Raw genomic sequence first — 12,237 nt, forward strand, 5'->3', positions numbered from 1 at the left:
GAGCTACCTCAAGCCAACACCACCTCAATCCCCCGCCCCCGCAACTGATCCACGATGGCCTGGTCCGCGCCGCTGTCGGTGATCAGCATGTCCAGTTGCTCCACCGGCGCAATGACCGACAGGTTGCGCTTCATCAGCTTGGAGGCGTCCGCCACGGCCACGACCTGGCGGCTGATCTTCATCATCTGGGCGTTGAGCTGTGCTTCCAGCAGATGCGGCGTCATCAGGCCGATGTCGGGGTCGAGGCTGTCGACGCCGAGGAAGAGGCGGTCGGCGTAGAGGCCCTGCAGCGCGGCCACGGCCTGGGGGCCGGACAGCGAATAGGAGTTGGGCCGCAACTGGCCGCCCGGCATGATGAGGTTGATGTGCGGCACGGTCGCCAGCAGCGCGGCAATGTTCAGCGCGTTGGTGATGACGTTCAGCGAATTCAGCCGCAGGCCGCGGATCTGCTTGGCGATCTCTTCGGTCGTCGAGCCGGAGTCGAGCAGGATGGTCTCGCCGTCGCGGATCATCTTGGCCGCTTCGGTGGCGATGCGCACCTTCTGCTCGTGGCGCAGCTTCTGCTTGACGCCGATAGGCACTTCCTCGGTGTCGCGCTGGGCGAGCGCGCCGCCGTGGGTACGCAGCACGGCGCCGGTGGAGGCCAGCGAGTTGAGGTCGCTGCGTATGGTGACGACGGAGGTGCCGAAGCGCTCGGCCAGTTCGTCCACCGTGACGCGGCCCTGGCTCTGCACCAGCTCGCGGATCAGCCGGCGCCGCTCGTCGATGAGCAGCGGGCTTTCGGTTTTCGCGGGCAGTGACAGGGAGGTTGGCATGCGGGGACAGAAGGCGGGGCCGACTTTCGAATGATATCGACCGCTCAGCCGTCGAGCCTGGCAAGCGCTGCTGGCGACAACGGCCTGCCAGCCAGGCGGGCGGCATAGAGCGCAGCGCCAAGCTCGGGACCAAAGCGCGGCGTCTTCAACACCGAACCCGGCAGGCGACGAGCGAGGGCGGCTTGCAGCGGCCCCAGCACCAGCTCGCCGGCCGCGAACACGCCGCCGGAGTAGGAAACGGGCACGGCCTGGATGCCGCTGACGCCCAGGTTGCGCGCGACGCCGGCGGCGAGGGCGGCCAACTCATCCCCGGCGCGCACGAGCAGCTGGCGGGCCTGCACGTCGCCCGCGTTGGCGGCGGCCGTGGCCAGGCGGGCGACCTGGGCCAGCTCGCTGCGCGCGGCGCTGCCGTTGATCTCGCCGCAGAGGTCGAGGTCGTGCTTCAGCTCGAAGTGATCGCGCACCAGGCCCAGCAGCGGGCCGGGTTCGGCGCGGCAGTCGGCCATGCGCGAGAACAGCGCCAGCACCTCGCGGGCCAGCCAATGGGCCGAGCCTTCGTCGCCAAAGACCTCGCCCCAGCCGCCGCAGCGCGCGCCGCGGCCCATCCATTCGCCATAGGCGATGGAGCCGGTGCCGGCGACGAGGCTGATGCCATCGGCGCCCGCGAGTGAGCCGGCCCAGCTGCAGATCATGTCGTTGCCGACGCGGCTGTGCGGCACCACGCCGGCCAGCAGCTCATCGAAGGTGGTGAGCAACTCGCTGTCTTCGCCATGCGCGGGCAGGCCGGCGAAGGTGTAGCTGATGTCGCTGGCCGTCACGCCCGCCTGGCGCAGCGCGGCCTGCACGCCGTCGCGCAGCAGGGCGCGCAGCGCGTCAAAGCCGATCTCGATGTAGTAGCTCGTCGTCGACTCATGGCGCGCGAGCAGGCGGCCAATCTCGTCCACGAGGACGAAGGCGGTCTTGGTGCCGCCGCCGTCGATGCCGAGGAACATGGAGCTCATCCTTGAGGCTGTTGGTTCACGGGATGGATGGTGACACCGCTGACGACGCGAGTCACGGTGCCGGACGCGCTGGGGTTGTCGGGCGTGATGCCAAGCTGCAGCGAGGCGAGCAGGGCCAGGCATTGCGCAAAGACGAGGGCCACTGGCGCCAGCGCCAGGTCGGGTGCGCTGGCGGGCAGGGCCAGGGTCACGTCGTCCGCATGAGGCGCCTCGGCACCGTTCAGCGCGGACGTGCGCAGGGCCAGCACGCGGGCGGGGCCTTGCTTGCGCAGCTCGCGCAGCAGGTCGAGGTCGTACTGGCGCGTGTAGGGATCGTTGGACAGGATGATGACGACCAGCGTCTTGTCGTTGAGGATGGTCTTGGGGCCATGGCGGAAGCCCAGCGTCGAGTCGGCCATGGCGACGAGCTTGCCGTCGGTCAGCTCCAGCATCTTCAGCGCGGCCTCGCGGGCCAGGCCCAGCAGCGTGTTGCTGCCGAGGAAGACGATGCGCTCGAAGGACTGCTCGGCCAGTGCGTAGAGGCGGTCGCCTTCGCCCTCAGTCAGGACCTGCGCCGCGCGAGCCAGCTCGGCCACCGGCGCCAGGGGCAGGTCAAACGCCCAGGCGGCGGCCAGCAGCATGCCGCTGAAGCTGGACGTCATCGCAAAGGCGCGGTCGTTGGTCTCGTCGGGCAGCAGCAGCACCTGGGCGCCGGCCTGGCCGGCCATGCGGCGGTTCAACGTGCCGTCCGCCGCGCAGGTGATGACGAGGTGGTGGCAGGTCTTGATGAAGCGGTCGGCCAGCTCCACGGCGGCCAGGCTTTCGGGGCTGTTGCCGGAGCGGGCGAAGGACACCAGCAGCGTCGGCACCTCGGGCTGCAAACACTGCTCGGGGCTGGAGACGATGTCGGTCGTTGCCACGGCTTCGACGCGGATGCCGGGGCGTTGGCCGAGGTGGCGCAGCAGGGCCGGCGCGATGCATTGGCCGATGAAGGACGAGCTGCCGGCGCCGGTCAGCACGATGCGCAGCTGGGGCAGGGCGAGCAGGGGCGCCAGGAAGGCGTCGAGGGCGGGGCGCTCGGCCTGCAGTTGGGCGTAGACCGTTTGCCAGACAGCGGGCTGATGAGCAATCTCACGGGCCGTGTGCGCGGCGCCGCGGTGATCGAGGTCGGTGGGGTCGAGGTGAAGCAGGGTCATGTCAAGCTGCACAGGCATGGAGATAAGGCCGCAGGGCCTGGACGGTGCCGTCGCGCAGCAGCGCGTCGGTGTGGGTGGTGATGCGGCCGTCGCGCACGGCCTCGTACTGGCGGGGTAGGTACTGGCTCAGCAGCGTCAGCGGTGGCGGCGCGGCGTCCAGGCGGGCCAGCATGGTCCGGCAGGCTTCGCGCACGGCGGGGTGGGCCCAGTAGTAGCGGATGCGGTCGCTCAAGCTGTAGGCCAGGTCAACATTCAGCCGCGCCGGGTCCTGGTAGTAGCCGCGCCAATGCTCGGGCTCGGCGCGCATGACGCCCAGCACGGTGTCGACCAGGCCTTCGCCCTTGCCCACCCACTCGCGCTCGACGGCGGCCAGCGCCCACAGCGTCTCGCGCAGCGCAAAGGTCACGCCGGGGCCGACCTTGAGGATGGCGAAGTGGTCGCGGGCCAGCTGGGCCAAGCGCTCGGGGGTCTGGTAGTCGGTCGAGTGGGCTTCGAAGACGAGGCCGGGCTGGCTGGCGATGAAGGCGCTCAAGGCCTGCGCTTTCTCGGGCCGGTAGTCGATGACCTTGTGGTGGTCGAACTCGACGCCGGGCTGCACGACCATGGCGATGACGCGCTCCCACGCGGCCTCCAGACCGGCGCGCTGAAAGGCGATGCGATGCAGTTCCAGCGTGGACGCGGCAGCGTCGGGCGAGGTCACTTCCAGCTCGCCCAGGTCTTCGTGTGCGCCGCCCGGCACGGGCACCTCGGTGCCGATGACGTAGACCGGCGGGTCGCCACGCTCGGGCGACTGCAGCCAGGCCATCTCGGCCGCGCGGCACAGGCGCACGGCGCGGGCGGCGATTTCGGGTTCGGGCAGGGGCACGAGGTCACCGGCGCAGGACATCGAGCAATCCAGGTGGATCTTGCGAAAGCCCGCACTCACGTACTGGGCCACCATCACTTCGGCCTTGGCCATGGCCGCATCGGCCGGCAGCTTGCGCCAGGCGTTGGGGCCGAGGTGGTCGCCGCCCAGCAGCAGCAGTTCGGGCGCCAGGCCTTCGGCTTCGGCCAGGCCCTGCACGTAGCGGCGGAAGTCCAGCGGCGTCATGCCGGTGTAGCCGCCGTCCTGGTTGACCTGGTTGGAGGTGGCTTCGATGAGGGCCGGCCGGCCCTGGGCGGCGCATTCGCGCAGCGTGGCGGCGATGACGACGGGATGGGCGGAGCAGACCGACGGAATGCCGACGGCGAGGTTGCCGTTGGCCGCTTGCTTGTGGCGGCGCACGAGGTTGAGCATGAGCTTCATGCGGCGTCTCCTTGAACGGGTGTGGAAGAGGGCGGGGTTTCGGGTTGCAGCGCGAGCAGCAGGGCCGCGAGCAGGGCGAGGGCGACGCCGGCCAGCTTGGAGCCGCTGGGCGCGGCACCGCTGAGGGCCATGGAGAGCACGGCCGTCAGCAGCGGTGCACCGGCATTGACGAGGGGCGACACGACGAGGGCCTTGCCGTAGCGGAAGGCATAGACCAGCGTCAGCGCGCCGATGGCGTTCAGCACCTGGATGACGGCGGAGAGGCCGGGGCCTTGCCAGCCCCAGTTGATGGGCTGGGAGAAGTCCGTCATGGCCAACGCCACCGGCGCGCAGGCCACCGCGCCGACGGCCATGTAGAAGAAGATGCTTTCGGCGCTGCTGCCCGCGTTGGCCAGCTTGATGAAGTAGGCCTGCAGGCCCCAGGCCACCAGCACGAACAGGGCCAGCACGAACCACAAACCTACGGTCTGATTCGCTTGGCCGCCCCCGCCGAGCTGCAGGTCGAACAGCGGCAGAGAGCACAGCGCGAGCACGATGCCTGCCATGCCCAGCTTGCCGGTGCGCTCGCCCAGCAGGCCGAAGGACAGCGCGATGGTCAGCGCCGGCGACAGCGACACGATGGGGAAGATCAGATAGGCCGGGCCGGACTGCACGGCGCGGAACAGCAGCATCTGGCCGCCGGCGCCCAGCAGGCCCACGGCCAGGCCGAGCACGACGGAGCGGCGGTCACGGTCGATGCGCCAGCCGGCGCGGGCCAGCACGATGACGGCGGGCACCACCATCGTCAGCGCCCAGACGACGTAAATCAGCGTGTCTGGAAAGCCGTGCTCGGAGGGCAGGCCGGTGAAGGCGCCCCACACGCCCCAGAGCAGGGTCGTGATCAGCGTGTAGATGAGCCAGTTGCTCTGCATGGGAAGTCTTTCGTGGGGTCCGGTAGCGCGTTTGCGACTTTCGAGCGAAAGCATAAACGAACAAAAACGAAAACACAACGGCGGAAACACTTTCGTATATCAAATCCCGCGGGTGAGGGATGAAACGCCGTATAGCTCTGGGTGTTCCCTCTATGTCAGCTCCGCGGAAGGCTTTCGTGGCATGATTCATCGAAAGCATTCGGCATCAGTGAAAACTCTATACGAAATCAAACGAAAGAATTCGTAGACTTGCGTCAAGCCGGTTCGGGGCACCTTCCGGGGCCGGCACAACGCACCGGGGGAAGCTGCCCCGGCACCCATCCGCAGATTGCTTCTCGCTGCCCTGACGGCAGCCACGACACATAAAAGGAACCGTTCGATGAGTCCTCGCCTGCAACCCCGCTTTGCCCTGCATCCGCTGACCGCGGCCGGCCTGCTGGCCCTGGCGGCATTCAGCGCCCCGGCCTTCGCCCAGGAGACCGCGAAGACCGATGCCGACAACACGCTGGACCGCGTGGAAGTGACCGGTACCCGCGCCAGCCTGCAGAAGTCCCTCGCGCTGAAGCGCAATGCCGCCGGCGTGCAGGACAGCATCAGCGCGACCGAGCTGGGCCGCTTCCCCGACAACAACGTGGCCGACTCGCTGAGCCACATCACCGGCGTGTCCATCTCGCGCACGGCCGGCGGCGAAGGCCAGAAGGTCAGCATCCGCGGCCTCGGCCCGGAGTACACGATCACCACCTTCAACGGCCGCCTGCTGGGCACCGACAGCGCTGGTCGCTACTTCGCCTACGACGTGCTGCCGGCCGATGTCATCAGCGGCGCCGACGTCGTCAAGTCCACCCAGGCCTCCCTCATCGAAGGCGCCATCGGCGGCCTGGTGAACCTGCGCTCTGCCAGCCCCTTCGACCAGAAGGGCCAGCGCGGCCTGCTGCGCGTGGAGGCCGACCGCAACCAGATGAGCAGCCTCAATGGCACCAAGGTGTCGGGCACCTACAGCAACACCTTCGGCGACCAGGTGGGCGTGCTGCTGGGCGTGGTGTATGCGAAGCGCGACGTGCGCACCGACACGGCCGGCAATGACGGCGGCTGGAGCCGCAACCCGGCGCCGAACAAGCCGGAGCTGTTCTGGCCCTGGGGCAACACCTGGGGCGGCAACATCGACCCCAATGGCAATGGCCAGCTGGACCTGGACGAGGAAGGGCTGATCGCCCCGGGCCAGTTCCGCTTCGGCACCATCATGGAGAAGAAGGAGCGCCTGGCGCTGTCGGGCAAGGTGGAATGGCGGCCCAGCAGCGACGTGAAGGTCGTCGTCGACGGCTTCAAGACGCGGCTGGACTCGCCGCAGGTCGGCTATCAGCTGTCGTTCTATCCGCTGTACGCGCCGGGCCGCTGGTCCAACATGAAGATCAGCAACGGCGTGGTGACCGACTTCACGCTGGCCAATCCCAACCCGGAGATGGCGCTCAACCCGGAGCTGCTGAACAAGACCGAGTACCGCGTGGTGGACACCGCGCTGTACGGCGCCAATGCGGAATGGAAGATCTCGCCGACGCTGAAGGCGACCGGTGACATCTACGAGTCCACCTCCAGGCGCCACTCCGGCGGCAACGACAGTTATGTCGTGTTGCGCATGAACCAGCCCAACGTCACGCGCATCCAGTTGACCGGCTCAGCCGTGCCCGATGTGAAGACCACCTTCGCCGACGGCCGCGACCTGCAGACCGGCCTGGCGCAAGGCCTGTTCAAGGCCAGCGACTTCAACACCCACTACTACAGCCGGGCCGGCGACAACATCGACGACAAGATCGRYGGCGCSAGTGSCAACCTGGASTGGAAGCTGGACCGCTTCTACATCGATCAGTTGAAGTTCGGCCTCAGCCAGACCAACCGCAAGAAGTCGCGYGACCTGATCAACAACGCCTTCAAYGCGGGCGACGGCCATTACTCGGGTGCCAGTGCCATCAACGTCGGCGCGCTGGGCGGCAACGTCATCAACCAGTCGCTGAGCCCCAATGGCTTCCTGGACGGCGTCAGCGGCAACTTCCCGCGCAGCTTCCTGGGCTTCGATGTCAACAACTACGCCGAGGCGCTGAAGGCCTACGACGGCAAGCCCCGCCCGGGTGGCGGCGTCTACAGCTCGGCGGCCTCCGCGCCGGCGTGGAACCCGCTGGAAAGCTACCGCGTGACGGAGAAGACGACCACCGCCTTCGTGCAGGCCGATCTGTCGGGCGACGGCTGGAACGCGGATGCCGGCGTGCGCTTCGTGAAGACCAAGACGACCGCTCAGGCCTGGGACGCCAAGATCACCAACATCATCGAGAACGGCGCGTTCAACTACACGGCCATCTACGCGGCGCCGTCCGTCGTGCAGCAGGAGACCAGCTACAGCTTCGCGCTGCCGTCGGTCAACTTCACCTGGCTGTTTACGGACGCCCTGCAGCTGCGCCTGGGTGCAGCCAAGACCATGGCGCGTCCGTCGGTGGACAAGCTGGCGCCCACGAGCACGACAGCCAGCATCTCCTGGGGCGACTYCACGCAGGTCTTCGGCGGCAATGCCGAGCTCAAGCCCTACAGCGCCCGCCAGGTCGATGCGTCGCTGGAGTGGTACTACGCCAAGGACTCGGCGCTGACCTTCGCCGTCTACCRGAAGAACATCAAGAACCAGATCACCAGCATCTGGCTGACGGGCCAGGACATCGGCGCGCCGGGCGGGCGGCTGTTCAACATCAGCAAGCCCATCAACGGCGACAAGGCCCTGGCGCGTGGCTTCGAGATCGGCCTGCAGCATCTGTTCGACAACGGCTTCGGCGTGCGGGCGCAGTACACCCGCAACAAGTCGCGCAGCTGGGTGGGCGGCGAGGAGCGTGCGCTGGAAGGCATCGCACCGGCCACGTCGTCGTTCGGTGTGCTGTACGAGAGGGGCCCCTGGAGCATGAGCGCCACGGCCGACCACACCGACGCCTTCGTCACCGCCACCAATGTGTTGGGTGCCGGTTTCAACGAGCGCGCCAAGGCCGTGACCTGGGCGACGGCCCAGATCGCCTACGAGGTCAACAAGTGGCTGCGCATCAGCCTGGAAGGCAACAACCTGACCGATGCGACGCAGGAGTACACGCTGGGCAACGACAGCGTGAAGCTGCCCCAGGGCTACTACCGTTATGGCCGCTCGTTCACCGTCGGCGCTTCTATCAAGTTCTGATGAGAGTTCTCCTCCGTGTTGCCGCCCTGCTTGCCGGGGCGGCCTTTTTCTCCGCCAGCGCAGCGGACGCGCCGAGCTACACGATGGCCGACTACGGCCGGGTTTCGAAGATCGACGTCCACCTGCATCTGCACAACCCCGCGCCGGTCTTCATGGCGGCGGCGAAGCGGCAGAACTTCAAGGTGTTGACGATCAACGTCGACTACCCGGACTTCCCGCCGCTGGACGACCAGCAGCGCGTTGCCATCGAGCTGCAGAAGCAGTTCCCCCAGGACGTGGCCTGGGCGGCCAGCTTCTCGGTGGACGGCTCTGGCCAGGCTGCGTGGCTGCCCGCCACACGCCAGCGCATTGCGGCTGCCATGAAGGCCGGCGCCGTCGGCGTGAAGGTTTGGAAGAACATCGGCATGAGCCTCAAGGGCGCCGACGACAAGCTCGTCATGATCGACGACGCTCGCTTCGCGCCGCTGTTCGACGACTTCGCCAAACAAGGCATCCCGCTGCTCGGCCACCAGGGCGAGCCCCACAACTGCTGGCTGCCACTGGAGCAGATGACGGTCAACAATGACCGCGAATACTTCAAGGCCCACCCCCAGTACCACATGGCCCTGCACCCCGAGATGCCCAGCTGGGAAGCGCAGATGGCGGCGCGCGACCGCATGGTGGCCGCCCATCCAGGGCTGAACTTCATCGGCGTGCACCTCGCGTCGCTGGAGCGTAGCGTGGACGAGTTGGCCGCCTTCCTGGACCGTTTCCCCAACGCCAAGGTCGACGTGGCCGCGCGCATCGGCCAGCTGCAGTACCAGAGCCAGAAGGACCGCGAGCGCGTGCGCCGCTTCTTCATCAAATACCAGGACCGCATCCTCTACGGCAGCGACATGTCGCAGGCGCCCGACCAGGACGGCGCCGCGCTGGCCAAGGAAGCCGAGGGTGTGTGGCGCATGCACTGGCGCTACTTCAACACGGCGAACAGCTTCAAGGTGGCCGACCTCGACAAGCCGGTGAAGGGGCTTGCGCTTCCGCGTGCGGTGGTCGACAAGCTCTACCACCTGAACGCCGAGCGGACCTTCCCCGGCGCCTGGGGCGGCAAGCGATGACGRCACGCCGGGCCTTCCTGCAGTGGCTGGGCGCCGCACCGCTGGCCGCGCAGTTGCCGCTTGCCCGCGCTGAGGGCAAKGGCCATGTGCGCGTGCAGGACGGCGCGCTGTCGCTGCAGTTCGACGACCAGATGCGCTGCCGCGTCGTCAGCTTGGCTGGCAAGCAGCCGGTCGAGTTGACGGGCTTTGATGCCAGCGAGCATCTGGTCGTGAAAGGCAAGACGCTGAGCCGGTTCACGCTGCAGCAGGCTGAGCCCGGCAAGGCCGCCACGCCGTTCGGCGCTGGCCAGACGCTGCGTCTCGTCGGTCGTTCGGTTGACGGCATCGAGAAGCGCGCCACCGTCACGCTGTTGGACGAACACCCCGGCGTTGCGCTGCTGAACGTGGCCTACGTCAACACCAGCGACAAGCCGCTGACCATCGACGCCTGGGTCAACGCCGCTCACCGCCTGGCCGCCGCGCCCCGCCATGCGGGCGGTTCGTGGACGTATTCCGGCGCCAGCCACGCCGACCGGCGCGACTGGGTGCAGCCTGTGAAGCGAGGCTTCGAGCAGCGCAATTTCATGGGCATGAATGCGTCGGACTACGGCGGCGGCACGCCGGTCGTCGATGTCTGGCGAAAGGATGTCGGCCTGGCCGTCGGCCACCTGGCCCTTCAACCGCAGCTGGTCGCGCTGCCCGTGAAGGCAGTGGGTGATGCCGTCGAGATCTCGCTGCGCGGCGATGCTCCGCGGATCCTGGAGCCGGGCCAGGTGCTCACCACGCCGCCCAGCTTCATCGCCGTGCATCGCGGCGACTTCTTCGTGCCGCTGGACCGCTACCGCCGCCTGATGGCCGCGCAGGGCCTGGCGGCACCCCAGCCGCCGCAGAGCGCCTACGAGGCGCAATGGTGCGCCTGGGGCTATGAACGCGACTTCTCGCTGGACTATGTGCGCGCCACCCTGCCCAAGGTGCAGGCGCTCGGCTTCAAGTGGGCCGTGCTGGACGACGGCTGGCAGGTCAAGACCGGCGACTGGACGCCCGACCTGGCCAAGTTCCCCAAGGGCGAGGCCGACATGAAGGCGCTTGTCGCCGACATCCATGCCCGCGGCATGAAGGCGCGGCTGTGGATCGCACCGCTGGCCGTCGCGCCCGGCAGCGACGAGCTGCACGACCACACCGATCTGCTGCTGCTGGACAAGGACGGCGCGGTGCAGAACGTGACGTGGTGGAACAGCTTCTACCTCTGCCCAGCCTACGAGAAGACGCAGGCCCGCCTGGCTGCCACGGTGAAGAAGATCATCGGCGACTGGGGCTTCGACGGCCTCAAGGTCGACGGCCAGCACCTCAACGGCGTGGCGCCCTGCTTCAACCCGGCACACAAGCATGCGCGGCCGGAAGACGCGGTCGAGAAGCTCGCCGACTTCTACAAGGTCATGCACGCTTCGGCCCACGCGGCCAACCCGGAGGCGGTCGTCGAGGTCTGCCCCTGCGGCACGGGCTATGCCTTCCACAACATGCCATTCATGGACCAGGCGCCGGCGTCCGATCCGCTATCCAGCTGGCAGGTACGCCACAAGGGCAAGACGCTGAAGGCGCTGATGGGGCCCTGGGCCGCCTACGCGGGTGACCACGTGGAGCTGAGCAGCGGCGGCCAGGACTTCGCGTCCAGCGTCGGCATCGGCGCCGTCGTGGCCAGCAAGTTCACCTGGCCGGTGGATCCCAAGCCCAAGGACTCTTTCCTGCTGACGCCCGAGCGCGAGCAGCATTGGCGCCAGTGGGTGGACCTCTACAACCGCCAGCGCCTGGCCGAGGGCCGCTACCGCGGCGAGCTGTATGACCTGGGTTTTGACAAGCCCGAGACCCATGTCATCGAGCAGGGCGGGGCGCTGCACTACGCGTTTTACGCGGAGCGCTGGGAAGGCCCCGTCACGTTGCGTGGCTTGAGCGCAGGAAGCTGGACCTTGCGCGATGCATTGACGGGCAAGGAGATCGGCAAGGTCAGCGCCGACAAGCCGACGCTGCCGGTTCGCTTCACGCACAGCCTGCTCATCGAAGCGCGCCCCGACGTACCCGACACGCTGTCCGTCGCCTTCGCCGGCAAGGTTGCCCAGGTCGGCACCGACGGCTTCCCGCTCGCGTCGCAGTGGGCCGAAGCGCCCACCACCTTCTTCCGCCACGATTGGCAAGGCCAGGCGCTCACCGGCCCGCAGTCCACCCGTGTGCAGCTGCTGCGCGGTGCGAGCCAGCTCTATCTGCGCTTCATCTGCAAGTTCGAGGCGCTGAGCACCTTCGAGCGCGCCGGCTCGGCCACCGACATCTGGCCGCTTTGGGAGCGCGATGTCGTCGAGGTCTTCCTGCAGGCGCCGGACCGCGCAGGGCTGAAGAGCTACCGCGAGGTGGAGGTGTCGCCCAACGGCTTGCTGCTGGAGATCGCCGTCGAGGCCTCGGGCAAGAAGCGCATCGTCGGCGAGAGCCGCGCCAGGGCGCACATCGATACCGAGGGCAAGGTCTGGACGGCGGAACTCGCTGTGCCGATGCGTGGGGCGGAGGACGGCTGGCGCCTGAACCTGTTCCGCGTCGAAGGCCAGGGTGCCGGCCGTGTCTATTCCGCGTGGAGTCCGACCCGGACCGCCACGCCCGACTTTCATGTCCCGGCCGCGTTCGGCCGCCTGCTGCCCGCCGCATGAAGCTGATCGCCCTCTCCCTGCTCGTCGCGTTCTCCGCGCAAGCCCAGCAGCCGCTGGCCGCCACCGGCCGCTGGCAGCACCAGCC

General features: G+C 68.1%; 8 protein-coding genes. 3 read left to right on the forward strand and 5 right to left on the reverse strand.

Translation table 11 applies throughout. The features are described from left to right. Positions 1 to 8 precede the first annotated feature (8 nt). Genes AC1DW3_RS27650 through AC1DW3_RS27670 form a run of 5 tightly spaced genes read right to left on the reverse strand, consistent with a single transcriptional unit; the run spans position 9 to position 5,187 of the window. Positions 9 to 815 carry a DeoR/GlpR family DNA-binding transcription regulator gene (locus tag AC1DW3_RS27650; RefSeq protein ID WP_477936968.1) on the reverse strand — a complete coding sequence of 269 codons (807 nt, stop codon included), beginning with the start codon at positions 813 to 815 and terminating at the stop codon, positions 9 to 11. Positions 816 to 859: 44 nt separating this feature from the next. Then, the gene (locus tag AC1DW3_RS27655; RefSeq protein WP_477936970.1) at positions 860 to 1,807 is read right to left on the reverse strand and encodes an N-acetylglucosamine kinase; all 948 of its coding nucleotides are present in this window, start codon (positions 1,805 to 1,807) and stop codon (positions 860 to 862) included. 5 nt (positions 1,808 to 1,812) lie between these two features. Continuing rightward, positions 1,813 to 2,991: an SIS domain-containing protein gene (locus tag AC1DW3_RS27660; protein WP_477936972.1), complete on the reverse strand. Its 1,179-nt coding sequence runs from the start codon at positions 2,989 to 2,991 to the stop codon at positions 1,813 to 1,815. Position 2,992: 1 nt separating this feature from the next. Then, complete coding sequence (locus AC1DW3_RS27665) at positions 2,993 to 4,276, reverse strand: D-tagatose-bisphosphate aldolase, class II, non-catalytic subunit (RefSeq protein ID WP_477936973.1); 1,284 nt, start codon at positions 4,274 to 4,276, stop codon at positions 2,993 to 2,995. Continuing rightward, the gene (locus tag AC1DW3_RS27670) at positions 4,273 to 5,187 is read right to left on the reverse strand and encodes an EamA family transporter (protein WP_477936975.1); all 915 of its coding nucleotides are present in this window, start codon (positions 5,185 to 5,187) and stop codon (positions 4,273 to 4,275) included. Before AC1DW3_RS27670 ends, AC1DW3_RS27665 begins: the two co-directional genes overlap by 4 nt. A 379-nt stretch (positions 5,188 to 5,566) precedes the next feature. Between AC1DW3_RS27670 and AC1DW3_RS27675 the strand changes: the two genes are divergently transcribed. Genes AC1DW3_RS27675 through AC1DW3_RS27685 form a run of 3 tightly spaced genes read left to right on the forward strand, consistent with a single transcriptional unit; the run spans position 5,567 to position 12,152 of the window. Continuing rightward, on the forward strand, positions 5,567 to 8,389 hold the full coding sequence (locus tag AC1DW3_RS27675; RefSeq protein ID WP_477936977.1) for a TonB-dependent receptor: 2,823 nt from the start codon (positions 5,567 to 5,569) through the stop codon (positions 8,387 to 8,389). Beyond that, positions 8,389 to 9,483: an amidohydrolase family protein gene (locus tag AC1DW3_RS27680; protein ID WP_477936979.1), complete on the forward strand. Its 1,095-nt coding sequence runs from the start codon at positions 8,389 to 8,391 to the stop codon at positions 9,481 to 9,483. The genes AC1DW3_RS27675 and AC1DW3_RS27680 overlap by 1 nt, the downstream gene beginning before the upstream one ends. After that, a complete protein-coding gene (locus AC1DW3_RS27685) occupies positions 9,480 to 12,152 on the forward strand; it encodes an alpha-galactosidase (RefSeq protein ID WP_477936981.1) in 2,673 nt (890 codons plus the stop codon). The genes AC1DW3_RS27680 and AC1DW3_RS27685 overlap by 4 nt, the downstream gene beginning before the upstream one ends. The last annotated feature ends 85 nt before the right edge of the window (positions 12,153 to 12,237 follow it).

It is taken from the genome of Roseateles sp. P2_H4, assembly GCF_056403315.1.